Source organism: Kribbella albertanoniae (genome assembly GCF_004348455.1).
Taxonomy (GTDB): domain Bacteria; phylum Actinomycetota; class Actinomycetes; order Propionibacteriales; family Kribbellaceae; genus Kribbella; species Kribbella albertanoniae.
The window spans coordinates 1-24356 of the sequence record NZ_SMKA01000121.1 but is presented as its reverse complement, the minus strand read 5'-3'; the positions used below and the strand labels follow the sequence as shown (position 1 = coordinate 24356).

The window sequence follows — 24356 nt, the reverse complement described above, 5'->3', positions numbered from 1 at the left end:
GTGGGAGGGCGGGCAGCGGCATCAGACGATCTCTCTTCCCTCTGGCTGGATGGGGCAGAGGGGTTTGGCTTCGCAGCGGGAGCAGCCGTCGTTGCGTTGGGCGGTGAATTCTTCGGTGCGGACCATGTGTTCGGCGTCTTCTACGGCTTCGTCGAGCCAGGTTTTGCCGTTGTCGTCCGGGTCGAGGGGGGCTTGGTGCTGGACTTTGGGGAAGCCGCTGTCGTCGTGGCGGAGCTGGACGAGCTCGGCGCCGCCGGCGACTGCTTCGGGGCCGGCGGCGGCGACCTGGCGGGAGGCGATGGCTCGTTGGTAGATGGCTAGCTGGACGTGGCGGGCCAGGGCTGGTTTGGTCGGGAGGTTGCGGCCGGTCTTGAGGTCGACGACGCGGATCGTGCCTTCGCCGTCCTTCTCGACGCGGTCCATCCGGCCCTTGACCCGTACGGCGGGTTGCTCCGCATCCGGCAGCAGCACGTCGAACTCGACCTCGGTGCCGACGAGTGTGCGCTCGGGGCGGCCCTGGTGCCAGGCGACGAAACGGCGGAGGGCCTGCTCGGCCTCGACGCGCTCGCGGTCGGAGATCCAGGCGGACTCGAAGTCCAGCTGGGTCCACACCTTGTCGAGCCAGCCGTTCAGCTCGTCGACCGATGGTGGCAGCGTGCCGGTGGCGACGGCGTCGGCGAGCGTGTGCAACACCTGTCCGAACCCGATCGCCGACGTACTGGGTGTTTCTCCCCCCGCGCGCCGAGTCAGGAACCAGCGCAGCGGGCAGTCCACGATCGTCGTCAGCGCACTCCCGGACAACGGCACCGGCAGCTCCGGGTCCGCGATCGGGCGCTCGGACTTCGTCCGCTCCCGGACGCCCCACCAGCGTCCCGGATCGGCGGTCGGCACCAGCGCCTGCTCCCGATCGTCGACGGCATCGGCCAGCTGCGCGAGTCGATCGGCGGCAACCCGCTTCAACGCAGGTGAGGACGCCGGATCCGCCAGCACACACCGCAGATCGGCGACCAGACCAGGCAGCGACAACGGCCGCCGCGGCCGCCCCGCCACCAGCTTCAGCGGAATATCCAACTCACCCAGGAACCGCGACGGCTGATCCCCGTCAGCCTCCGGCGCCTGGACGGCGGTCACGATCAACCGCTCCCGCGCCCGCGTGATCGCGACGTAGAACAGCCGCCGCTCCTCGGCCAGCAACGCACCAGCCGACAGCGGGTCGACCAGCCCGTCCCGGCCGAGCCGATCCGGCTGCAGCAGCGATCCACGCCGCCGCAGATCCGGCCACTGGGCCTCCTGCACACCGGCCACCACGACGAGCCGCCACTGCAGACCCTTCGACCGGTGCGCGGTCATCAACTGCACACCGGCCTCGCGATACGTCCCGTCGAACCGGTTGTCCCCCGCGATGTCCAGCGACTCGAGCTCACTCAGGAACGCCGAGACACCCTTGAACCCGATCTGCTCCTCGGCCCGCCCGGCCGCGTCGAACAACGCACACAACGAATCCAGATCCCGGTTCGCCGCCCGCGCCGTCTCTCCGCCGGAGTGCGCCTGGCCGCGCAGCCGCCGCAACCACGGCGACTCCGACCACAGCGACCACATCACCTCGTCCGGCGCCGCCCCGGCGTTCACGATATTCCTTGCCTTGAGCAACCTCTCCCCCAGCGCCGCGAACCGCGCCTCGGCCGGAGAGGCCTGCTCGTCCAGCAGCAACGGATTCAGCAACGCGTCCCGCAGCAGCTCGTCCGACGACTTGGGCAGCCGCTGCCCATCAGCCGCCTCGCGGTCACGCTTCCGCAGCACCCGCGCCAACCGCCGCAACTGACCCGCATCCATCGCCCCCAACGGCGACAGCGCCAGCGCCCGTACGACATCGACCGTCAGCGTGGCCGGATCCGCCACCGCCCGCAACGCCAGCAACATCGGCCGCACGGCGGGCTCGCGCGACAGGGGAAGCTCGTCACCCGCGACATCGACCGGGATCCCAGCCGCAGCAAGCGCCCTGCGCAACGGCGGGATCGACCGGCTCCCGGACCGGACCAGCACCGCCATCTCGTGCCACCCGACACCGTCCTGCACATGGGCGCGCCGCAGCAGATCGGCGATGTGCTCCAACTCGGCACCGCTGGTCGAGTACAGATTCGCCTCGACCTTCCCAGCACCGTAAACACACGACGAAGCATCGGGATTGCGGAACCGGTCGAACGTGTCGCGATCCAGCGCCCCCGGCACGCCGAGCCGGTTCACGACATTGCGCGACACCCGCTGCAGCGTCGTACCGAACCGGCGCGTGGTCGCGAGCGCGATCTGCGCCGCGGGCTCCCCCGACACGGAAGGGAACTCCTCGGTGAACCGCAACAGCCCGCGCACGTCAGCACCACGGAACGTATAGATCGACTGATCCGGGTCACCCACCACGACCAGGTCGCGCCCGTCACCGGCGATCGCCTGCAACAGCATCGTCTGACCGGGATCGGTGTCCTGATACTCATCCACGAAGACGGCCTTGAACTCCGCCCGCAACTTGTCCTGCACCGACGGCTGCTGCGCCAGGATCACCGCGCGATGGATGAGCTCGGAGTAGTCGAGCACCTGCTCGTGGTCGAGGATCTGCAGATACTCCTCGAAGAAGTCACCGACCGCGACCCACTCGGCCCGCTCGGCCGAGCGCCCGATCTCGGTCAGGTCCTCCGGGTCGAGCCCGAGCTGGCGCGCCTTGCCGATCACGGCCTGCACCTCGTCGGTGAAACCGCGCGTCTTCAGCGCCGGATGCAGACTGCGCGGCCAGTGCACCGCACCGACCTCACGACTCCCGGACAGCGCCTCGCTCAACCGCAACGACTGCTCCGGACCCGACGGCAACCGCAGCGGTACGTCGAACGCGTCGGCCGGCGTGAAGCGGCGCAGCAACGCATAGCAGAAGGAATGGAACGTCATCGACGGCATCACGCGGGTCGTCTTGCCAAGGCGGCCCGTGATCCGGTCCCGGAGCTCGGTCGCCGCCTTCCGCCCGAAGGTCAGCACGAGCACCTCGTCCGGACTCAGGCCACGATTCCGCACCCGGTCGACGACGGCCTCCACCAACGTGGTCGTCTTCCCGGTGCCCGGCCCGGCGAGCACCAGCAGCGGCCCACCCGGATGATCGACCACAGCCTGCTGGTCCGCATCGAGGACCGGCGCCTGGGCAGCACGTCCCTCGGCCCGAACGAGCCGATACCGGGAACCCTGTCTGCTGACCATCGCCCCATCCCACCAGACCCCACCGACAATCCCGTTCGGGCACCCCGGCCATCCCGTTGGTGCCCCGGAAAACGGACACCCCAACTTTTCGGGTTACGGTCGCATCATCCTTGTCGACAAGGGTGAATCGCCGTCACAGGCGACCACGTGCGCGGCCGGGCTGGTTACCCCAACAACTGGCCCGGCCGCCCGGCACCGGCGGCGCAAGGCTCGGGGCGGAGCCGACCGCCGCCGGTGTTCCACGAGGCCGGTCACTTGGCCCAATCCACCGAACAACGCAGATCCCGACCATCACACCGCAGCCACTGGGGTGGATGCCGAGGCCGGTGACCGCGACTCCACGTCGCCTGAGCTTCCGGGCTGTCGTTGCTGCCCGGAAACGAGGGGATCTCCCCTGAGGTTGCCGGTTCTCCCCTCAACTTTTGGGGGGAGAACCGGCAACTTGAAGGGAGATCCCCTCAAATTTCGGGGGCGGGGCGGGGCGGAGTCGCGCGCTGCCGGTGCTCTCAACAGGTCAGTCGTCGGGGTGCTCAGGATCCCAGCGCACGTCGCGCAGATTCACTCGCCCGTTGGTCACCCGCACACCGTCGGACCGGAGGTTGTGCAACTGCTCGTCGCCGACCTCATCGGCCGGTACGCCGGACGCCCGGATCACGCGCCACCACGGCACACCGCCGCCGTACTCGCGCATGATCGCTCCGACCTGCCGCGGCCCGCCCTGACCGACGTACTCGGCGATATCTCCGTACGTCGCGACGCTGCCGGGCGGGATCGACTCCACCGCCCGCAGCACCGCCTCGACGTATTCGTCCCTGTCCACAGACCCCAACTTAGGCCAGCGGAGCCAAGGCCTTGGCGAGCGGCTCCAGCACGGACGGCGGCGCGTCGAGCGGCAGGTTCATCACCGCGAGGTCGACACCTGCTTCGCCGTACGCCGATGCTGCGGCGACCGCGACGTCGAGTGGCTGGTCCGGGTCGATCCGGATGTTCACCGAACACGTGATCTCGTTGACGTCCCGACCGACGTCCGCGCAGTGCTGCACGAGGATGTCCTTGAGCGGCTTCCACTCCTCCGGACTCGCGACGATGACGTTCCAGTGCTGGGCCCACTTGGCCACTGCTCGCAGTGTGCGCTTCGGACCCTTGCCGCCGATGGTGATCGGCGGATGCGGGGTCTGCACGGCCTTCGGTTCGCAGTACGCGTCGGTGAGCTTGATGTACTTGCCGTCGAAGTTCGCCGACTTCTCGGTGAGCAGCGCGATGATCGCCTGCACGCCTTCGTCGAAGCGGTCGAACCGCTCCTTCAGCGGATACAGCTCGATGCCGTACGCCGCGGTCTCCATCTCGTTCCAGCCCGCGCCGACGCCGAGCTCCAGCCGGCCGCCCGAGATGATGTCGGTGGTCGCGGCCATGTTGGCGAGCACCGCAGGGTGCCGGTAGATCATGCCGGTCACCTGGCAGCCCAACCGGATCCGCGACGTCGCCTGGGCCAGTGCGGCCAGCGTCGTCCAGGCCTCCAGGTTCGGCCCGGCCATGTCGCCGCTGAGCGGATAGAAGTGGTCCCAGTGCCACGCGGATTCGAAGATCTCCAACTGGTCCGCGGCGACCCAGACATCACGCATCTGCTGCCACGTGGTGTGTTCCGGCCTGGTCTTGACGGCGAATCGCATTCCGGCCTCCAGTCAAACAAGCAAACGCTTCCCGAGCTGACATTACCCGGCGCGCCGGACAGCGGAGGCGGCATCGGCGAGCGCTCGCGACACTGAGTACAGGAACGGCAACGAAGAGGGGTCGGGGTGCTGGGGGAACTGCCACGGGAGCTCGCGGAGGACAACTTCTGGGTGAAGTTGCCACCGCCGCTGCTCAGCATGATCGTGTTCGGGCTTGCCTTCTGTTTCGCGGGGCTGCTCGGGGTCGCCGGGTCGGACGGGACCGCGGTGAGCGACGCGTTCGTGAAGGGTGTGCCGTGGACTGTCTGGCGAGCTGTGGCCGGAGCAGCGCTGGTTGTCTTCGCGCTGCTCACCGCACAGGCCGTCCGGATCCTGCAGCATCCCGACCGGTGGGGTTTCTATCCGCCACCGGTTCGACGACGCAGATACCTGGTCTGCGCTGCGATCAGTGCGGCGGCCGTGGCGGGCTACCGGATCCTCTTCCCGGGAGTCGTGCCGGACCTGCCGGTGCAGAGCCTGCAGACGCGGACCGGCGCCGTACTGCTCTGTGGGATGCTCGCGGCGATCCCGTGGCTGACGATCGTCTGGCTCGCGCATGCCGAATGCCGTGAGCTGTGGCAACGCGATGACGATCCACTGGGCGAACCACACGTGCACATCCGCCGGCTGGAGCGGCTGTGGCAGCTGCTGATCGTCTGCGTCGGCGCCTTCATGATCGGCGTGGCCGCCGCCGTCGCCGCGGCCGGTGCACTCCGCGGCGCCTTCGTCTCCGCACACCCGGATCGCGCCGACGAGTTCCCACCGTCGAACGTGCTCCTGTACGGCGGCATGTTCGCCCTCGGTCTCGCGGTGATCGGCATCCCGATGGCGGTCGCGTGGCGGAACCGCGCGCAGCAACTCGTGGAGCACATGTGTCCGCTACCGGCGAACGGACGGCCGAGCGAGGAGTGGCTGCAGGAACGGCACCGGATCGAGCACCTGCTCCATCTGGACATCTCGATCCTGCGCAACCCGCTGACCATCCTGAGCGTCTTCGCTCCTCTGGTCGTCAGCGCACTGGCAGCGTTCTTGCCGCAGCTGGCGGGTTAGTCGAGGCCTAGGCGCGCCCTGACTTCGGGGCGGCGCAAGGGGGGCACGGTCTGGGGTGGGACCCGGCGCTGGGGCATCTCGGCCAGGAGCTCCTCGGTGATCCGGGCGACCTCGGTCGCCGCGCGCTCGATCGGCTCCCGGGTGGTCGCACTGAGCGAACCGACGCCGGTCACCTTGCGTACGTATTGCAGCGCAGCCGCGTAGATCTCTTCGGAGGTCGCGGCGGGCTCCAGTCCCCGGAGCACAGTGATGTTTCGGCACATGCTCCGACAGTACGTGCCGCCGGGGACAATCAGGCAGAGATCCTACGGGGTATTGACTTCCCTAATGGTCTTCGGGTTTCCTCAACCCATGAGCAACACTGGACTGGATCGCAGGACCCGGCGCCGGCAGGAAACCATCGAGGAGATCCTGACGGCCGCCATCGAGCTGATGGAGGCCGACGGGGTCGCCTCCCTCAGTCTGTCCGCGGTGGCGCGGCAACTGGGGATGCAACCGCCGTCGATCTACCAGTATTTCCCGTCCAAGATGGCAATCTACGACGCGCTCTTCCAGCGCGGGGCGGAGTACTTCCGCAACGCCCGCCTGGCGGCCAACGCGGCGGCCGACACGGAGGACATCCGCGAGCTCGACGTGATCGGGGTGACAGCGTTCAGCCGTTGGTGCATGGAGAACCCGGTCTACTCGCAGTTGCTGTTCTGGCGGACCGTCCCCGGCTTCGCGCCGAGTCCGGAGGCGTTCGCTCCGGCCCAAGCAGCACTGGAAGACCTCCGGCAGCACCTGCAGACAGGGGTCGACCAGGGACACCTAAGGCCCGAGGCCGCGACTGAAGAGGGTCTGGCCCTCTACACGTCGATCACGGCTGGTCTGGTCTCGCAGCAGCTGGCCAACGAGCCGGATGCCTCCTTCGAGGACGGCCGTTTCGTCCGGCTGCTGCCCACCGTGCTCGACATGTTCTACCAGTACTACGCACCACCCAGGGGGAACAAAACATGACCGCTGTACTCGCAACAGACATCGGCCGCGCAGATCGCAGCCGGTGTGCTCAACACCGCGACGCCGAACTCAAGGCGTGGCACGACCTGCTGAAGTCGATCCACGGGACCGAGTGGCAGCGCCGTACCGTCTGCGACGAGTGGGATGTCGCCGACATCGCCGGCCACATGATCGGCCAGGCCGAGGACGTCATCAAGCCACTGTCGTTCCCACGCCGCATGCGCAAAGCGAAGAAGATCTACCCGACCACGCCGAAGTTCGACCGGCACATGATGCTGCAGGCCGACGAGCACCGCGGAACGCCGCCGGACGAGCTGCGCAGTACGTTCGACCAGCTCTGGGCCAAGGCGACCCGGAAGATCCTGAAGAACCCGGCACTCATCCGCCGGCTCAGCTTCCCGGTCGAGGAGTACCCCGGGTTCCGGCTGGACCTCGGCTACGTCCAGGACATCCTGCTCGCACGGGACCTCTGGATGCATCGCGACGACATCTGCCAGGCACTCGGCCGACCGTTCGACGCCGGCCCGTACGGCGAGGAGCTGATCGCGCAGGTGATGCGCGACGTGATCGACGGACCGTTCTGGGGCGATCGTCCGGCGGTCGACGTGGAGCTCACCGGCCAGGGAGGTGGGACCTACCGGCTGGGGAGGGGCGAGCCGGTCGGTCGCGCCGCCGTCGACGCCGTCGGCTACATGCGGACCTTGTCGGGCCGCGACGACAACCCAGTCGTCACTGGCGATCCGGCCGCGACCGAAGCAGTCGCCAGCTGCCGGATGCCGTTCTGAGTAGTGGGGGCCGGATCCGGCCCCCACCCCAGAATCAGTACGCCGGTTGGCTCGGGTCGATCTGGTCGACCCAGGCGACGACGCCGCCGCCCACGTGGACCGCGTCGGAGAAGCCCGCGCCCTTGACGATGGCCAGCACCTCCGCCGAGCGGACACCGGACTTGCAGTGGAAGACCAACTGCTTGTCCTGCGGCAGCTTCTCGAGGGCGACACCGGTCTGGAAGTCGGCCTTCGGGATCAGCACCGAGCCCGGGATCCGGTTGATCTCGTACTCGTTCGGCTCGCGGACGTCGATCAGCTGGAAGTCCTTCTCACCGTTGTCCTTGAGCTTGATCCACTCGCTGAGCTGCTTGACCGAGATGGTCGAACCGACGGCCGCGTCGGCCGCCTCCTCGGTGATCGCACCGCAGAAGCTCTCGTAGTCGATCAGCTCGGTGACCGTCGGGTTCTCGCCGCAGATCGCGCAGTTCGGGTCCTTGCGGACCTTCAGGGCGCGCCAGTTCAGGTCGAGCGCCTCGTAGATGTTCAGCCGGCCCAGCGACGGGTCGCCGATCCCCGTCAGCAGCTTGATCGCCTCGGTGACCTGGGCCGCACCGACGGACGCGCAGAGCACGCCCAGCACGCCACCCTCGGCGCAGGACGGAACCATGCCCGGGGGCGGCGGCTCCGGGTAGAGGCAGCGGTAGCACGGGCCGTGCTCGGCCCAGAACACGCTGACCTGGCCGTCGAAGCGGAAGATCGAGCCCCACACGTACGGCTTGCCGAGCAGCACCGCTGCGTCGTTCACCAGGTAGCGGGTGGCGAAGTTGTCGGTGCCGTCGACGATCAGGTCGTACTGCTCGAAGATCTCGAACACGTTGTCGTTGTCGAGGCGCACCTCGTGCAGTACGACGTTCGTGTTCGGATTCGTCTCGAGGATCGAGTCGCGGGCCGACTGGGCCTTGGACTTCCCGACGTCGGACTGGCCGTGGATGATCTGGCGCTGCAGGTTCGACTCGTCGACGGTGTCGAACTCGACGATGCCGAGCGTGCCGACCCCGGCCGCGGCCAGGTAGAGCAGCGCCGGGCTGCCCAGGCCGCCGGCCCCGATGACCAGGACCTTGGCGTTCTTCAGCCGCTTCTGGCCGGCCATCCCGACCTCGGGAATGATCAGGTGCCGCGAGTACCGGCGGACCTCGTCGATGGTCAGCTCGGCGGCCGGTTCGACCAGCGGTGGCAGTGACACGTGTCGGCTCCTCGGTGAAGGGTTCGAGTCCAGGCTCCGGGTTCAACCATCGGCCTGCTCTCCATGTTCCCGCACAATTCCAGGCACCCCAGCCGTGGTCCGCATCGCGGGACCGATGTCTCAGTCCCCAGACAGCACCGGGCCGGGCGCCCCCAGGACGCCCGGCACGGTGAGCAGCAACTGTCAGTCGTTGTCGGTGATGGTCGCGGTCAGCGTCACCGGGAGCTTGATCTCACCGCCGTCGGCCTCACTGATGACCGCCGAGAAGGTCTCGGCCGGCTCCTTCACCTTGTCGTCGACGATCTTGACCGTCGCCACACCGGTGGTCTGCCCGGGCTCGACGTAGCCCTCGACGGTCCGCGAACCGGGATCCCACTCGTCGTACTCGCTCAGGTAGTCCTGCTTGAGCACCGCGGTGCCGTCCTTCAGGACTCCACGGATGCCGACGTACCTGTCACTCGGCGCCGAGAGCTTGAGCGGGAAGCGCGCGTCGCCGGCCTGCTCCGTCGTGGTCAGGTTTCCGAGCGTGAGGGTCGGCGTCGGGTCGTCGTCGATGACCTCGCCGTGCCCGAACGACTTGTCGAGCAGTGCGTCCTGCGGCACCGACAGCACCAGATTGAACTTGAGGTCGTAGCTGTCGCGGGTGTTCGACTTCACCGGCAGGCTGATCTTCTGCTTGACCTGACCCGGCTTGAAGACCACCGTGCGCACCACGTCACCCACCGTGGCGCCGAGGTCGCCGGAGGTCTCGGCGTACACCTTGACCGGCCGGGTGCTGACGCGGTTGAGCCGCACGTAGAAGTCGACGGTCTGGGTGCCCTTGTCGCCTTCCTTGACCTTGACGTCCGAGGCGGACACCTTGACCAGCTTCACCGCAGGTGCCGAGACACCGACACCGGGCGAGGAGAAGGCCAGGTCGCTCAGGTACACCGTGCCCTTGGCGACCTTGTCGGTCCGCAACTCGACCGCACGCACGTCCTTCAGGTCGATGCCCTTCAGCGAGGACAGCGGGATCCGGACCGTCCGCAGCAGGTTCTTCGGCAGACCGTTCTCCTTCAGGCCAGGGAGGCGCGTGAGAGCGTCACTGACCTTCGACACCGGCACCGAGACCGCACGGCCCTTGCCGTCGACCACTCGGACACTCAGGTCGGTCTTCGGAGCGCCAGCCGGGTCCGGAGCCGCCCGGAACGACAGTGCGGCGAACTTCCGTACGTCGCGCTGTGCGGCCGGCAGGTTCAGCCGCAGTACGCCGGTCTTGTCGCGCCATGACAACCGCGTGGCCGCCATGGTCGGCGTACGGGCTGCAAACCAGGCAGAGTCCCAGTGCGGTGAGTCACCGGAGCCATCGGTCGACACACACGGCGGCGTCGCTGCCCGCGTCGGCTGCAGCTTCACACCGGAGCACGTGGCGGCCGACGCTTTGCCGGTCAGCGCACCCTTCGGCAGTGCCTGGTCGAAACGGTTCACGTCCCGACGGGTCGCCAACGGCGCCTGCGAGACCACCCGTACGACGGCTCGCCCGGCCGACGCCGCACGGGCGTCAGAACCGTCGAACAGCGGCAGGAACTGCTTCTCGTTGCCCAGGTGCAGCCGGAAGAAGCCGGACAGGTACGCCGTACCGACGGCCTGCTGCTCCTTCGCCTTCAGCCGCCCGGCGTACTTGGCGCCACACGGCGAGTCCTTCTCATCGCCACCCCAGTCATCACCGGACGGCGCCTCGGACTGACCGGGGGTCCACTCGGTGTTGAAGAAGTTGTGGTTCGCCCCGAGCACTGTGACCGTCGACCGCGTGGCCGCGTCACCAGTGACCGAGTAGCGGGTGTCGTCGTAGAACTTCTGACCCTGCAGGTCGGAGACGTCACCGTCACAGGTCGGCAGGATGACGCTCATAGCAACACCCGGCACGGTCGAGCGGGCGAAGTCCACCGGCGCCAGCGGGAGCACCGCACGGATGCCGAACTCGCCGCCACGGTCGGAGTTCACGACTGCTGCCCGGGCGACACCCTCACCGCCGCGCGAGTGGCCCATCAGACCGACGTTCTGCAGGTCGATCTTGCCGACGTACTTCGTTCCGAACGGCTCGCCGCCGGTGGTCGACCACTTCTTCCACAGCTTCAGGTGGTCGAGGATCAGCTCGGCCCGCGCCTGCGCACCGGCGTCGTATGCATCGCCGTCGTACGCGTTGACCGCGTTCGAACTGATCGACACCACCTGGTAGCCGCTGCTGGCCAGCGCGTGCGCAGCACCGTCGTACCCGCGGTAGCTCGGCACCGGCTTTTCGCCCTTCGCGCACGGCCAGGGCTTGTCCTGGGGCTCGCTCGCGTCGCCGTAGCAGTACGAGTGCCGGCCGTGCAGGAACAGCACGAACGGCCGCTTGCCGGTCGCGCCGACCGGTGTGTAGACCTTGCCGACGACCTCGGACTTCTGCCCCAGGCCGGGCAGGAAGACCGCCTCGTCGCCGAGGTTGTACTCCGACGTCTCGACCTTGAACTTGCCCGGCTTGGCCGGGTCGTCCTTGAGCAGCGCCCCCAGCCGCGGCTTCAGCCAGTAGGCGTCGTTCGGCCCGGCCGCAGCTTTACCGCGGGCCTGCGCCTTTTTGCCGTCGTTGCCGACGTCACCGGACCACACCAGCTGGACGTCCTTGGCCTTCAGGACGCCCGGGTCGGTGGTGACGAGCGTGAGCGTGCGCTGATCGGGTGACTGCCTGGCCACCCCGATCGGCTCTCCGTCCACCGCCAGCAGCGGCAGCGCCGAACGCATCGGCGCCGGCGCTCCCAGCCGGAGGGTGAGCTGGTAGCCGTCGGCTACCGGGCGGACGTCCCAATTGTTGCCTTGAGCAATGGTTGGTGCCGGCGGCGGCGCGGCGGACGCGGACGGCGCCGTGATCAACCCCACCCCTAATAGTGCGACCATCCCCAGCGACAGGTGCCTCAATCTGCCGATCTCTCGCACAGTTGTCCTCTCGATTTCGACGAAACAGACCACAAAGAACGACTTCGTGGGCGAGAGGAAAGTTGACCTGACCAGCCGCTCGATCTCGTCTCAGTCCTGCGACAGCTTCGACTCAGTCGTCGTCGAGGATCAGCCCGTGCCCGAAGTTCCTGGTCAGCACTGCCTCGCGCGGCGCCGACAGCGCCAGATAGAACTTGACGTCGTCGCTGTCGCGGGTGTTCGCCCGCACCGGCACCCGCACGGTCTGGCGGACCTGTCCGGGTTTGAAGACGACCGCCTGCGCCACGTCACCCACCGGCATCACATCCGCGTACGGAAGGCTGGTCTCGGCGTACACGACGACCGGGCGGGTGGTCGGCCTCGACAGCCGCACCACGAAGCTCGCGTACGTCGTCCCCTGGTCGCCTTCCTTCACGGTGACGTCCGCCACCGCCACCTTCGGAGCTGTGACTGCGGAGACTCCCAGGCCAGGTGCAGAGAAGGACAGGTCACTCAGGTACGCCGAACCTTTCGCGACCCGATCGGTCCGCAGTTCGATCGTCCGGACGTCCCGCAGGTTGACGCCGCCGAGCGATGACAGTGGGATCCGCACGGTCCGCAGCAGGTTCTTCGGCAGTCCCACGGACTCATCCCCCGGCAGCCGCGTGAGGGCATCACTGACTGCGGAGACCGGTACGGCGGCCGCTCGGCCCCGACCGTCGACGACACGGACGGTCAGGTCGGTTTTCGGCGTACTGGTGGGGTCTGGCGCGGCCCGGAACGACAGTGCGGCGTACTTGCGGACGTCACGGTGCACAGTCGGCAGGTTGAGCCGCAGTACACCGCTCTTGTCGGTCCAGGACAGCTTGGTGACCGCCAGAGTCGGGGCGTGCTGTGCGTAGTAGGCCGCGTCCCAGTGCGGCGCGCTGCCGGGTGAGTCGGTGACCAGGCAGGCTTCACCGATGCAAACCACCGCAGTGGCCTTTCCGGTGACCGCATCCTTCGGCAGTGTCTTGTCGAAGGCGGTCACGTCCCGCCGCGAGGCCAGCGGCGCCTGTGCGACCACTCGCACCACAGCCTTGCCAGCAGACGCAGCACGGGCATCAGACCCGTCGAACAGCGGCAGGAACTGCTTCTCGCCACCCAGCTGCAGCCGGAAGAACCCAGCCAGGTACGCCGTACCGACCGCCTGCTGTTCCTTCGCCTTCAACCGCCCGGCGTACTCGGCGTCACACGGCGCCCCGTTGCCCTCGCCACCCCAGTCGTCCATGGACGGCGCGACTGACTGCCCGGGTGTCCATTCGGTGTTGAAGAAGTTGTGGTTCGCCCCCAGCACGGTGACCGTGGAGCGGGCAGCCCCGTCACCGGTGATGGAGTTCCGGGTGTCGTCGTAGTACTTCTGCCCCTGCAGATCAGACACGTCACCGTCGCAGTACGGGAGCAGAACGCTCATGGCTACGCCCGGCACGGCAGAGCGGGCGAAGTCGACCGGGGCGAGCGGCAGTACGGCGCGGACGCCGTACTGGCTGCCGCGGTCTGCGTTCACCGCTGCTGCGCGTACGACGCCTTCGCCACCACGTGAGTGACCCATCAGACCGACGTTCTGCAGGTCGAATTTGCCGATGTACTTCGTTCCGAATGGACCGCCGCCGACGGTCGACCACTTCTTCCACAAGGCCAGGTGGTCGAGCACCAGCTCGGCCCGGGCCTGCGCACCGCTGTCGTACGCGTCATTGTCGTACGCGTTGATCGCGTTGGAGCTGATCGAGACGACCTGGTAGCCGTTGCTCGCGAGTGCCTTCGCAGGGCCGTCGTAGCCGCGGTAGCTGGGGACCGGCTTGGTGCCCTTCGGACAGGGCCAGGGCTTGTCGCTGGGGGCCGACTCGTCGCCGTAGCAGGCTTCGTGGCGACCGTGCAGGAAGACCACCAGCGGACGCTGACCCGCAGCTCCGACCGGCGCGTAGACCTTGCCGACCACCTCGGACTTCTGACCGAGACCCGGCAGCAGGACCGCTTGGTCTCCCAGGTTGTACTCCGCCGTCTCGACCTTGTACCGGCCGAGCTTGCCCGGGTCGTCCTTGAGCAGCGGACCCTTCCGCGCGTTCAGCCAGTAGGCGTCCGTCGGTCCACCGGTCAGCGAGCGGACACCCTGGCCGGCGTCCCCCGGCCACACCAGCTGGACGTCACGCGCCTCCGCAGCGGCCTTGTCGGAGGTGATGAGGGTCAGCGTCCGACGGTCGGCCGACTGCTGGGCCACACCGATGGGTTTCCCGTTCACGGCGAGCAGCGGACGGGCCGCACGCATCGCCACTGGTTCGTCCAGCCGCAGTGTGACCCGGTAACCCGTCGGCACCTGCTGCACGTCCCAGCTGTTCGCAGCAGGCGGTGCAGCGGACGCCACGACCGGCCCGATCGCCAGTACTGCGGCCATGCCCAGGGTGAATGTGCCCAGAACGCGCACGGTCTTCCTCTCGTCGACGGACCAGCTCTCCATGAGATAGCCCGTGTGAGTGGAAGGTGGACGGATCTAGCGCATTCGGTCCGATCTCAACCCTGCTGCAGTTTCAGCACACTCAGCGAACCAAGTCGCGGAACGCGGCCGCCACCTGCTCCGGGTGCTCCATCTGAGCGACGTGACCGGACTTCGGCAGGTACAGCAACCGTGCGTCCGGGAAGGTCTGCTGCGCCTTGGTGCGGATGCGCGCATCGACCAGCCGGTCGCGGCCGCCGTACACAAGCAGGACCGGGCACTCAACGCTGGCGGCGTCTGCCCAGAGCGACCGGCGTGGTGGCGCCAGTGACGAGCGCAGGATGCTCTTGGCTGCGTCGGTGGTCGCCTGCATGTTCCACGGGTCGGTGTCGCGCCGGTGCAGCTCGGCCTCGTAGTTGGCGCGCACCTCGGGCGGCAGCGCCCGCGGGTCGCCGAAGACCATCGCCAGCGACGCCTGGAACCGCCGGTCGAACGGCAATCGCTGTGCGCGCTCCAGAACCACCGGTCCGAGCCGTGGCGTCGCCAGTGCGGCGAACCACAGCGCACTGGCCGACACTCGCGGGTGAGGTAGTGCTGGAGACACCAGCGTGAGTGACGCCACCAGATCCGGCCGCTGAGCCGCCAGAGCCACCGCGGCGGCCCCACCCATCGAGTTGCCGAAGACATGCGCCGGCTGGTCGAACTCACTCTCCAACAGCGTCACCAGTACGTCGGCCTGTTCGGAGATCCCGGTCGGACCGGACAACGGCGTCCGCCCGAAGCCGGGCAGGTCCGGAGCGATCCCCCGCACGGTGTCGTTGAGCAGCAGTCCGAGCGCGGTCCAGTTCAACGACGAGCCGCCCAGGCCGTGCACGTAGAGCGCAGGCGGCAGCTCCGCCGCCGCGTCCGGCACGTCTCTGACCAGCAGGTCCACGCCTGCGACCGGCACCTGGCGGGCCGGCCATTCCTGTGTCGCCAGCGGCACATCGGTGCCGGTTACCACCCCGTAACTCTCCACGAAACCCATGGTAGGACCCCCTCGGCCGGAACACTGGCGACTCATGAAGCGCAGAGTCCCCAAACCGCTACTGATCGTGCTGCTCGTGGTCCTCCTCGCCTATCCGGCGTTCCAGCTGTTCCTGCTCGGCTACACCGGCGTCCGGATGCTCATCGCGAGCCAGGAGAGGCATGAGGTGGTCTACAAGGTCACCGGTACGGCGGAGCAACCGGATGTGAGCTATGTCCGTGACGGCCAACGGGACTCGGTGGACGTGAAGTACGCCGCGCTTCCGTGGCAGAGCCAGACGCTCAAGACGAAGGGCAGCACTCAGTTGCTGTCCGTCAGCGCCCTCCAGCAACTCGACGACCGGGGCTCGGTCCGATGCGAGATCTGGATGGACGGAAAGCTGGTCGAGAGCAAGGACTCCGCGATCAAGGGCCTCAGCGTGCACTGCATGTACACGCCGTAGGTGGAGACTGGTACGCATGGCAGCGTCGCAGCAGGTGACGACCGAGGTCGACGGGCAGACTTTGAAGCTCACGAACCTCGGCAAGGTCCTGTATCCGCAGACCGGCTTCACCAAGGCCGAGGTGATCGACTACTACCACCAGGTCGCCGAGTTGCTGCTGCCACACCTGTCCGACCGGCCACTCACCCGGAAGCGGTGGCCGGACGGCACGGACGCGTCGTACTTCTTCGAAAAGAACGCACCGCGCGGTACGCCGGCCTGGGTGCGGACCGAGACGCTGCCCACCCCTGGTAGCTCGACCGGCCGGGACGAGGCGGACTTCGTGGTCGCGGACGACGTCCAGACCGTGGTGTGGCTCGCGAACCTCGCAGCGCTCGAACTGCACGTGCCGCAGTGGCGGATCGGCCTGTCGGAGCACGGCAGCGACCCGCAGGCCGACCTGATCGTCTTCGACCTCGACCCGGGTCCGGGCGCGACCATAGTGGAGTGCTGCGACGTAGCGCTCGCCTTGCGCGAACTGCTCGGTCACTACGGGCTGGAGGGCTGGCCGAAGACGTCCGGCAACAAGGGCATGCACCTGTACGTGCCGATCGAGCCTGCGTCCTCCAAAAAGACCAGTGCGTTCGCCAAACAGCTCGCTGAGCAGCTGGCCGAGGCCCTGCCCGAGGACGTCACCGCGAACATGACCAAGGCGCTCCGGCCGAACAAGGTCTTCATCGACTGGAGCCAGAACGCCAGTGCGAAGACCACGCTGGCGCCGTACTCGCTGCGTGGTTCCGACGAGCCCCGGGTCTCCACACCGATCGACTGGGACGAGGTGGCCTCGACAACCACTCCGGAGGAGCTCAAGTTCCTCCCGCACGAGGTGCTGGCCCGGATCGAGGAGTACGGCGACGTCCTGGCCGAGCTGTACGACGACCCGCGGCCACTGCCGTCCTGAGCGGGCCCATCCGGTAGGGAAGCTACTGACCGGGAGGACCGGTGGGTAGGATTCGGCCTACGACCCGGCGGCGTTTCCTGCCACCGGTGCCGCACCACCGAAGGAGCCGACGTGTCGACGACACCGGAGACCGCACCGAAACGCGGCAGCCGCCTGCCCCGGCTGGCCCGCCGCGCGCAACTGCTCGAGGCGGCTCAGGAGGTCTTCGTCGCGAACGGGTACCACGCCGCCGCGATGGACGACATCGCCGACCGCGCGGGTGTGTCCAAGCCGGTCCTGTACCAGCACTTCCCCGGCAAGCTGGAGCTCTACCTGGCGCTGCTGGACACGTCCTGCGAGGCGATCGTCGCCGCGGTGCACGACGCGCTGAAGTCGACGGACGACAACAAGCTCCGGGTCGCTGCGACCATCCACGCGTTCTACGACTACGTGGCGAACGCGCAGGGTGCCTTCCGGCTGGTCTTCGAGTCCGACCTGACCAACGAGCCGGCGGTCCGGGAGCGCGTCGACCGCGTCACCCACGCCTGCGCCGAGGCGGTGTCCGAGGTGATCAGTGCGGACGCCGGTCTGAACCGTGAGCAGTCCATGGTGCTGGCCGTCAGCCTGGTCGGCATGGCCCAGGTCAGCGCGCGGTACTGGCTGGCCTCGGCCGACCAGGACTCGCTGCAGCAGGAGAACGCCGCCGACCTGGTCGCGTCGCTCGCGTGGCGCGGCATTCGCGGGTTCCCGCGCACCGACGGCTGACACCGGCCGCGTAACGACGGGCAGGCGCGGCCCCACGCCGTACCGGTGTGGGTTCTGCTTTGGGCGGACGGGTGAGAGACCGGGGCCGGCAGCGGATAGGCTCGAACTGTCACCGGCGAGAGCCGCCGGTCGGAGCGTGCCCGGAGGGTTTCGTGGAGGTCAAGATCGGCGTGCAACACGTCAATCGTGAGTTGGTGCTCGAGAGTGAGCAGAGCCCGGACGAGGTACAGGAGCAGGTGTCGAACGCGCTCAGCGGGAAGAGCAACCTGCTGGAGCTGACCGACGACAAGGGCCGCCGGATCCTGGTCCCGGCCGACCGGCTGGCATACGTCGAGATCGGTGAGGTCTCGATCCGGAAGGTCGGCTTCGGCGCGATCTGATCCCGTTCTGGACACGGACGCGCGTGTCCGGGTTCCGGAATCCGGTTCGGTGGGCACCATGTGCGGTGAGACCTGCGTCGTAGTGGTCTGGTAGCTACGGGGCGCCGCCCAGGCGCAGGTCCGACACCTTCACAAGGAGGAACCGTGGGTTACTGGATCTGGATGATCATCGTCAGCCTGCTCGCCGGCGTCATCTTCGGGCCGCTCGCGCGGCTCGTACTTCCCGGCAAACAGAACATCAGTCTCGGCTGGACCATCCTCGGCGGCGGTATCGGCGCCTTCATCGGTGGTCTGATCGCCTACTTCCTCGACATCAAGGACACCGACGGCCCGGACTGGATCCAGTACCTGATCCAGATCATCTGCGCCGCGGTGGTCATCGCGATCATCGCCGCCCGCAAACCGCGGGCGACCTGACCGCAACCGCATCACCCGACGGCCGCCACCCCACCCGGGGCAGGCGGCCGTTGTGATGCCAGCTGCTCGTAGAGGGCCAGCAGCTTCTCGGCGTGCTCACGCGGAGCCGGCCGGTACCGCGGCGCCCACGGGCGCTGGGTGTCCGGCGTACGGAGGACCTGTGAGACGACAGCAGCCAGCGGCGCCGGCTCGGCCGGAGCGAACGTCCGGGTGCGCTCGTGACCACGGAACAGCCACGGGTCGACAACCACCAGCGGACAGCCAGCCGCCTCGGCCTCGTGCGCAACCAATGACTGGGTCTCCGAGATCGACGCGATCACCACTGCGTCCGCAGCGAGGTAGTACCCCGCCAGCTCGGCACGCGGCAGTACGCCGGGCATCCGCACCCGAGGGCCGATCCCCAGCCGGTCGATCAGCTCGGTGACCCGGCGCCGATCGCCGTACCCACCGACCATGACCAGGCAGGCATCCGGCCGGATCCGCAGCAGCTCGGCGAACGCCTGCAGCAGCAACTCGTCGTTCTTCTCACCACTCAACCGACCCACCGACAGCACGATCGGATCCTGCGCCCCGAGGCCGAGCTGCTGCCGGATCTCAGCGGCGGACAGCGTCGGAGCGGGCATCGGGAGCGTCGGGCTGGGCAGCACTACCGTCGGCGCCTCGCAGCCCAGGTCGTCCAACTGCTGCTGCACCTTGGCGGTCGGCGCGACCACCAGGTCGACGGCACGCAGCAGGTTCTGCACCTCGGTGCACTCGCGCTGGTAGCCGCGCGGCGCTCCGAGGCCGACCCGCCAGGCCTTGCCCGCGAGCCACATCGCCATCCGGATCTCCGCGTAGTGCTGCCGGTAGACCTCGAGATCCGTGTGCCAGGTCAGGACGACCGGGAACTTCTGACGCCAGGCGGCGTACAGCCCCGCCACACCGACCGGGCCGAGCGTGTGCACGTGGACGACGTCGTACTCCGGCTTGTTCCGGGTCGGCCGCAGGGTGCCCAGGCGGTAGTCCCGGCCCCAGGTCTCGGTGCCGGGCACAGAACGGATCGGCAGCCTGCTGTGGTGGCTCTTCGCGCGGTACGGCGCGACCACCTCGAGCTGGACGCCGAGCTCACACAGTGCTCGTCCGGCGGCCTCCAGCGAGACGGCCACGCCGTCGGCGCGCGGAACCAGTGTGTCGGAGTAGATGCCCAGGCGGACCGGGCGGTACGGCAGTGTCATGCAGGCAGGCTCTCCGGCGTCGACCCCCGTCAACAACGAACGGGAGCCATGCAATCAGGCTTGCAGGCCGAGCGCAGTCATCCTTGCGGTATGGGCTTCGGTCAGTCGGGTGAACATCCGGCCAATGGCAGCCAAATCGAGCCCGGGCCGGTCCACACTGCCGGCCAGCAGGGCGGTCAGCGAATCCCGGTCGGCGGCGATCCGCTGCGCCTGGCTGAGCGCCTCCCCGACCAGTCGGCGGCCCCACAGGGCGAGCCGGCCGCCGAGCTTCGGATCGACCTCGATCGCGGCCCGGACCCGGTCCACGATGAACTCGGCCTGCCCGGAGTCGGCGAACACCTCGAGCACCAGAGCCCGGGTCTCCGCGTCCACGAACGAGGCGATCTCGCGGTAGAAGTCGTTCGCCAGGCCGTCCCCGACGTACGCCTTGACCAGGCCCTCCAGCCAGTCCGACGGCGCGGTGTGGTCGTGGAAGGCGTCCAGCGGCGTCACGAACGGCTGCATCGCCTCCATCGGGTCCACCCCGAGCGTGACCAACCGGTCCCGGAGTTGCTGGAAGTGCCCGAACTCGGTGGTCGCCAGGGCAGCGAGCTCCGCCTTGTCGTTCAGGGTCGGTGCCAGCTTGGCGTCCTCGGCCATCCGCTCGAAGGCGGTCAGCTCGCCGTACGCGAGAACTCCCAGCAGGTCCACCGCCGCGGCCCGGTAGGCGGGATCGTCGAAGGCCGTCTGTTCCATGCCCGGCACCTTATCTGTGTTCGAGGCCCGCCAGAACGGGTGCCGGGCGGCTGATGCGTGTCGTGGCACGAACCACACGGAACGGCATTGACGCAAGTTGCGGTTACACTGGTGAGCGATTCGCCGGTGACGCGCCCACATGGGCACGCTGGTGCGAGGTGCTTGCACAGTGTCCCCGCGCCTCTTCTGACGAGGCTTACACGCCTCTGGCGCCCGGCCACTGTCCGTACAAGCATGTGAGAGGCGATCAGCCTGACCACCTTCCGAGAGCTCGGCGTGCTGCCCGAGATCTGCGACGCGCTCGACCGCGTCAACATCGTGGAGCCCTTCCCGATCCAGGAAATGACGCTCCCCGTAGCCCTGCTGGGCACCGACCTGATCGGCCAGGCCCGGACCGGGACCGGCAAGACGCTCGGCTTCGGTATTCCGTTGCTGCAGCGCACGATCTCCCCCGGCGAGCCCGACTACAACGAGCTCGCCGCCCCGGGGAAGCCGCAGGCCCTGGTCGTCACCCCGACCCGCGAGCTGACCATCCAGGTCGCCAAGGACCTCGTCACCGCGTCCACCGTCCGCTCCGTGCGGATCCTGACCATCTACGGCGGGGTCGCCTACGAGCCGCAGCTGGACGCGCTGAAGACCGGCGTCGACGTCGTCGTCGGTACGCCGGGCCGGCTGCTCGACCTGGCCAACCGCGGTGTCCTGGACCTCAGCCACATCAAGGTTCTGGTGCTCGACGAGGCCGACGAGATGCTCGACCTCGGCTTCCTGCCGGACGTGGAACGCATTCTGCGCAAGACTCCTGAGCTGCGGCAGACAATGTTGTTCTCGGCAACGATGCCGTCGGCCGTGATCGGCCTGGCCCGCACCCACATGCGGCACCCGCTGAACATCCGAGCCGAGTCCCACGAGGACACCCAGATGGTCCCGACGACGGCGCAGTTCGTCTACCGGGCCCACGATCTGGACAAGCCCGAGGTGGTGGCCCGGATCCTGCAGGCCGACGACCGCGGCCGGGTGATGATCTTCTGCCGGACCAAGCGCGAGGCCGGCCGGCTGACCGACGACCTGATCGACCGCGGCTTCAAGGCCGCCGCGATCCACGGCGACCTGAACCAGCAGGCCCGCGAGCGGGCGCTGACCCGGTTCCGCGGTGACAAGATCGACGTCCTGATCTGCACCGACGTCGCGGCCCGGGGGATCGATGTCGAGGGCGTCACGCACGTCATCAACAACACCTGCCCCGAGGACGAGAAGGCCTACATCCACCGGATCGGCCGGACCGGCCGCGCCGGTGCGAGCGGGATCGCGGTGACGTTCGTCGACTGGGCGGACCTGGTCCGCTGGAAGACGATCAACAAGGCTCTCGACCTGCCGTACGACGAGCCGCAGGAGATCTACTCCACGTCGCCCGAGCTGTACCACGACATGGGCATCCCGAGCGAGGCGAAGGGCCGGATCAAGCCTGCCGCCGACCGCGAGGAGCGCGAGCCCCGCGCGGAGCGTCCGGGACGGGACAAGCACCGCCGTACCGAGGACGGTGCCGAGTCCGGCCACGGGCACGGGCACGGCCGGGATCGCGACCGGGACCGGAAGAAGAACCGGACCCGCAAGCGCACCCGCCAGGGGCAGCCGCTCGAGGCGAACGCCGACGTCACCACCAAGACCCTCGTCTCGCCGGCCCGCGAGGCCGACGAGACCGCTGCGGTCCAGAACTCCGGGGCCCCCGTGGCCTCCGTGGCTTCCGGGGTGGAGAACGCTGGGGTCGAGGCGCCGCGTGAACGCAAGCGGAAGCGGAACCGCAATCGCAAGCGTCGCGGGGACCGTCCGGTCGAGGGCGCAGTAACCAACGACGCCGGTACGGCGCCCGCTCCGGTGCAGGCAGCTGCCCCGGTTGAGGCTGCTGCTCCGGTTGAGACGAGCGCGCCGGCGGTTGTCGCTTCGGACCGGCCTGCGGAGGGTGCGGCTGAGCGGCCGTCACGGCGGCAGCGTTCGCGCCGGTCGTCCGGTGGAGCCCCGGCGGCACCAGTCGCCGAGGTCGCGGCTGAGGCCCCGGCCAAGAAGGCACCGCTCTTCGAGGCTCCGGCCCAGAAGGCTCCGGTTCAGAAGGCTCCGGCCAAGGTGACCGAGGCTCCGGCTCCGGCCAAGAAGGCTGCGGCACAGAAGGCTCCGGTTCAGAAGGCGACCGAGGCTCCGGCCAAGAAGGTCGCGGCTGCTCCGGCACCGGATGAGAAGGCACCGGTCAAGAAGGCTGCTGCCAAGAAGACGAGCGCACCGGCACCGGCCAAGAAGGTGGCGGCCAAGAAGACTGCTGCTGCGCCGGCGCCGGTCAAGAAGGCCCCCGCGAAGAAGACCGCAGCGCCCGCCAAGGCGGTTGCCAAGAAGGCAGCACCGGCCAAGAAGGCGACTCCGACCAAGGCTGTTGCCAAGAAGGCTGCTCCGGTGAAGAAGGCTGCGCCTGCCAAGGCGGTTGCGACCAAGACCGCGGCGCCGGCGAAGAAGGCCGTTGCCAAGAAGGCCACGCCCGTGAAGAAGGCTCCGGCCAAGAAGGCGACTCCTGCTAAGGCTGTTGCCAAGAAGGCCGCACCGGTCAAGAAGGCTGCGCCTGCTAAGAAGGTGGCTGCGAGCAAGACTGCGGCCCCGGCGAAGAAGGCACCCGCCAAGAAGGTCGCGCCTGCTAAGAAGGCGGTCACGGCCAAGAAGGCGGCACCGGCCAAGGCGGTTGCGAAGAAGGCGCCCGCCAAGGCGGTTGCCAAGAAGGCGGCACCTGCCAAGAAGGCGGCTGCCACCAAGACCGCCGTACCGGCTAAGAAGGCTCCCGCCAAGAAGGTCGCGCCCGCTAAGAAGGCGGTCACGGCCAAGAAGGCGGCGCCCGCCAAGGCCGTTGCGAAGAAGGCCCCGGCCAAGGCTGTCGCGAAGAAGGCGCCCGCCAAGGCGGTTGCCAAGAAGGCGGCACCGGCCAAGAAGGCCACTGCTGTGAAGAAGACGGCAGCTCCGGCCAAGAAGACGGTCGCCAAGAAGGCGCCGGCGAAGGCCGCTGCCAAGAAGGTTGCGAAGAAGGCGCCGGCCTCGCGCCGGTGAAGTGACCAAGCTGTAATTTCGCGCTGCAACACCCAGCCCCTCGTGGAGCGTCCCCAGGACGTAAACCACACGAGAGGGGCTGGGTGATGAGGCGCAAGGGTGGGACGGCTGTGCTGGCCGCGGTAGGTCTACTACTGCTGGCAGGTTGTGGGGCGTCCGGCGGTGACAGGGCGACCGGGGCCGGCGATAGCAGGGGCAATTCGGCGCAGCAGCCGGAGAGCGCCGCGGCCGACAGCGGCGGTAAGGCGGCTGGTGGCCAGGCCCAGCCGAAGGCTCCGGTCGCGGATCAACCGACCGTGACACGGGCGATCATCCGGACCGGTTCGCTCACGGTCGAGGCCGATGACGTCAACAAGTCTCGGCAAGAGGCGATCACGGTGATCACCGGCCTCAAGGGTCAGGTCGCCTCGGAGAACACCGGCGACGACGCGAACGGCAACATCTCCCGGGCGAATCTCGTGCTGAAGGTGCCCAGTACGTCGTACGACGCCGCCATCGACGGTCTGTCCAAGCTCGGCAAGCGGTTGCAGATCCACCAGGAATCCAGCGACGTCACCGAGCAGGTCGTCGACGTCGACAGCAGGATCCGTACCCAGCGCGCCAGCCTGGACCGGATGCGCGCCCTGCTCGCCAAGGCGAACACGATCGGCGAGATCGTCTCGGTCGAGTCCGAACTGACCCGCCGCGAGGCGGACCTGGAGTCCCTGCTCGCCAAGCAGAAAAACCTCGCCCTCCAGACCGAGCTGGCCACCCTGAACCTGACGCTGACCAGCAAAGACACCCCGCCGCCGAGCACCGACCCGGACAACGGCTTCGTCAGCGGCCTCAAGAGCGGCTGGGACGCGTTCACCGCAACCTTCTCCGCCCTGGCCACCGCGGTCGGCGCAGTACTCCCGTTCGCCATCCTGCTGGCCGTCCTCGCCGTACCAGCCCTCTGGCTCCGCCGCCGCCTCCGCCGCCCAACCCCCACATCGCC

General features: G+C 68.4%; 20 protein-coding genes. 10 read left to right on the top strand and 10 right to left on the bottom strand.

All coding sequences use genetic code 11. The features are described from left to right. Positions 1 to 21: 21 nt before the first annotated feature. From E1261_RS23950 to E1261_RS23940, 3 genes are all read right to left on the bottom strand, one after another. Complete coding sequence (locus E1261_RS23950) at positions 22 to 3237, bottom strand: ATP-dependent helicase (RefSeq protein WP_132410112.1); 3216 nt, start codon at positions 3235 to 3237, stop codon at positions 22 to 24. A gap of 514 nt (positions 3238 to 3751) precedes the next feature. Then, positions 3752 to 4057, bottom strand: a complete 306-nt coding sequence (locus E1261_RS23945) for an MGMT family protein (RefSeq protein ID WP_132410110.1) — start codon at positions 4055 to 4057, stop codon at positions 3752 to 3754. A 10-nt stretch (positions 4058 to 4067) separates the two neighbouring features. Further along, a complete protein-coding gene (locus tag E1261_RS23940; protein WP_132410108.1) occupies positions 4068 to 4907 on the bottom strand; it encodes a TIGR03560 family F420-dependent LLM class oxidoreductase in 840 nt (279 codons plus the stop codon). Positions 4908 to 5033: 126 nt separating this feature from the next. On the opposite strand from E1261_RS23940, the gene E1261_RS23935 reads away from it, so the two are divergent. After that, positions 5034 to 5996 carry a hypothetical protein gene (locus tag E1261_RS23935; RefSeq protein WP_132410106.1) on the top strand — a complete coding sequence of 321 codons (963 nt, stop codon included), beginning with the start codon at positions 5034 to 5036 and terminating at the stop codon, positions 5994 to 5996. Here E1261_RS23935 and E1261_RS23930 read toward each other — a convergent pair. Continuing rightward, complete coding sequence (locus E1261_RS23930) at positions 5993 to 6259, bottom strand: DUF2277 domain-containing protein (protein WP_132410104.1); 267 nt, start codon at positions 6257 to 6259, stop codon at positions 5993 to 5995. The genes E1261_RS23935 and E1261_RS23930 overlap by 4 nt on opposite strands. An 88-nt stretch (positions 6260 to 6347) precedes the next feature. Between E1261_RS23930 and E1261_RS23925 the strand changes: the two genes are divergently transcribed. After that, positions 6348 to 6992, top strand: a complete 645-nt coding sequence (locus tag E1261_RS23925; protein ID WP_165952635.1) for a TetR/AcrR family transcriptional regulator — start codon at positions 6348 to 6350, stop codon at positions 6990 to 6992. Then, positions 6989 to 7777 (top strand): maleylpyruvate isomerase family mycothiol-dependent enzyme, encoded by a 789-nt coding sequence (locus E1261_RS23920; RefSeq protein ID WP_132410100.1) that lies wholly within the window; start codon positions 6989 to 6991, stop codon positions 7775 to 7777. Before E1261_RS23925 ends, E1261_RS23920 begins: the two co-directional genes overlap by 4 nt. Before the next feature lie 34 nt (positions 7778 to 7811). Here the strand turns inward: E1261_RS23920 and moeZ are convergent, their stop codons facing one another. The 4 genes from moeZ to E1261_RS23900 form a co-directional block, all read right to left on the bottom strand. Continuing rightward, complete coding sequence (gene moeZ / locus E1261_RS23915; protein WP_132410098.1) at positions 7812 to 9002, bottom strand: adenylyltransferase/sulfurtransferase MoeZ; 1191 nt, start codon at positions 9000 to 9002, stop codon at positions 7812 to 7814. Positions 9003 to 9185: 183 nt separating this feature from the next. Beyond that, on the bottom strand, positions 9186 to 11897 hold the full coding sequence (locus E1261_RS23910; RefSeq protein WP_238176396.1) for a Calx-beta domain-containing protein: 2712 nt from the start codon (positions 11895 to 11897) through the stop codon (positions 9186 to 9188). Positions 11898 to 12066: 169 nt separating this feature from the next. Then, positions 12067 to 14427, bottom strand: a complete 2361-nt coding sequence (locus E1261_RS23905; protein WP_132410096.1) for an alpha/beta hydrolase — start codon at positions 14425 to 14427, stop codon at positions 12067 to 12069. A 79-nt stretch (positions 14428 to 14506) separates the two neighbouring features. After that, the gene (locus E1261_RS23900; protein WP_132410094.1) at positions 14507 to 15421 is read right to left on the bottom strand and encodes an alpha/beta fold hydrolase; all 915 of its coding nucleotides are present in this window, start codon (positions 15419 to 15421) and stop codon (positions 14507 to 14509) included. 43 nt (positions 15422 to 15464) lie between these two features. Here E1261_RS23900 and E1261_RS23895 point away from each other — a divergent pair, with 43 nt between their 5' ends. The 5 genes from E1261_RS23895 to E1261_RS23875 all read left to right on the top strand — a co-directional run bounded on the left by E1261_RS23895 (position 15465) and on the right by E1261_RS23875 (position 18353). Next, entirely contained in the window at positions 15465 to 15872 is a 408-nt protein-coding gene (locus tag E1261_RS23895) for a hypothetical protein (RefSeq protein ID WP_132410092.1), read from the top strand. A gap of 16 nt (positions 15873 to 15888) precedes the next feature. Then, entirely contained in the window at positions 15889 to 16812 is a 924-nt protein-coding gene (gene ligD / locus E1261_RS23890; protein ID WP_132410090.1) for a non-homologous end-joining DNA ligase, read from the top strand. Positions 16813 to 16923: 111 nt separating this feature from the next. Continuing rightward, entirely contained in the window at positions 16924 to 17556 is a 633-nt protein-coding gene (locus tag E1261_RS23885) for a TetR/AcrR family transcriptional regulator (protein ID WP_132410088.1), read from the top strand. A 152-nt stretch (positions 17557 to 17708) separates the two neighbouring features. Further along, positions 17709 to 17936 carry a DUF3107 domain-containing protein gene (locus E1261_RS23880; RefSeq protein WP_132410086.1) on the top strand — a complete coding sequence of 76 codons (228 nt, stop codon included), beginning with the start codon at positions 17709 to 17711 and terminating at the stop codon, positions 17934 to 17936. 144 nt (positions 17937 to 18080) lie between these two features. Beyond that, positions 18081 to 18353 (top strand): GlsB/YeaQ/YmgE family stress response membrane protein, encoded by a 273-nt coding sequence (locus E1261_RS23875; protein ID WP_238176395.1) that lies wholly within the window; start codon positions 18081 to 18083, stop codon positions 18351 to 18353. An 11-nt stretch (positions 18354 to 18364) separates the two neighbouring features. On the opposite strand, the gene E1261_RS23870 is transcribed toward E1261_RS23875, so the two are convergent. Both E1261_RS23870 and E1261_RS23865 read right to left on the bottom strand, forming a co-directional pair. Continuing rightward, positions 18365 to 19567, bottom strand: a complete 1203-nt coding sequence (locus E1261_RS23870; protein WP_132410084.1) for a glycosyltransferase — start codon at positions 19565 to 19567, stop codon at positions 18365 to 18367. A gap of 54 nt (positions 19568 to 19621) precedes the next feature. Further along, positions 19622 to 20302: a ferritin-like fold-containing protein gene (locus tag E1261_RS23865; protein WP_132410082.1), complete on the bottom strand. Its 681-nt coding sequence runs from the start codon at positions 20300 to 20302 to the stop codon at positions 19622 to 19624. Positions 20303 to 20578: 276 nt separating this feature from the next. Here E1261_RS23865 and E1261_RS23855 point away from each other — a divergent pair, with 276 nt between their 5' ends. Both E1261_RS23855 and E1261_RS23850 read left to right on the top strand, forming a co-directional pair. Then, complete coding sequence (locus E1261_RS23855; protein WP_238176394.1) at positions 20579 to 23380, top strand: DEAD/DEAH box helicase; 2802 nt, start codon at positions 20579 to 20581, stop codon at positions 23378 to 23380. An 86-nt stretch (positions 23381 to 23466) separates the two neighbouring features. After that, positions 23467 to 24356 (top strand): DUF4349 domain-containing protein (locus tag E1261_RS23850; protein ID WP_132410076.1); only part of this gene is annotated, 890 nt, incomplete at its 3' end.

Bases quoted from the DNA above. Each gene is read 5' to 3' on its own strand.
- E1261_RS23950 (WP_132410112.1), bottom strand. From the start codon at position 3,237: ATGGTCAGCAGACAGGGTTCCCGGTATCGGCTCGTTCGGGCCGAGGGA.
- E1261_RS23940 (WP_132410108.1), bottom strand. From the start codon at position 4,907: ATGCGATTCGCCGTCAAGACCAGGCCGGAACACACCACGTGGCAGCAG.
- E1261_RS23930 (WP_132410104.1), bottom strand. From the start codon at position 6,259: ATGTGCCGAAACATCACTGTGCTCCGGGGACTGGAGCCCGCCGCGACC.
- E1261_RS23925 (WP_165952635.1), top strand. From the start codon at position 6,348: ATGAGCAACACTGGACTGGATCGCAGGACCCGGCGCCGGCAGGAAACC.
- E1261_RS23920 (WP_132410100.1), top strand. From the start codon at position 6,989: ATGACCGCTGTACTCGCAACAGACATCGGCCGCGCAGATCGCAGCCGG.
- E1261_RS23905 (WP_132410096.1), bottom strand. From the start codon at position 14,427: ATGGAGAGCTGGTCCGTCGACGAGAGGAAGACCGTGCGCGTTCTGGGC.
- E1261_RS23895 (WP_132410092.1), top strand. From the start codon at position 15,465: ATGAAGCGCAGAGTCCCCAAACCGCTACTGATCGTGCTGCTCGTGGTC.
- ligD (WP_132410090.1), top strand. From the start codon at position 15,889: ATGGCAGCGTCGCAGCAGGTGACGACCGAGGTCGACGGGCAGACTTTG.
- E1261_RS23870 (WP_132410084.1), bottom strand. From the start codon at position 19,567: ATGACACTGCCGTACCGCCCGGTCCGCCTGGGCATCTACTCCGACACA.
- E1261_RS23865 (WP_132410082.1), bottom strand. From the start codon at position 20,302: ATGGAACAGACGGCCTTCGACGATCCCGCCTACCGGGCCGCGGCGGTG.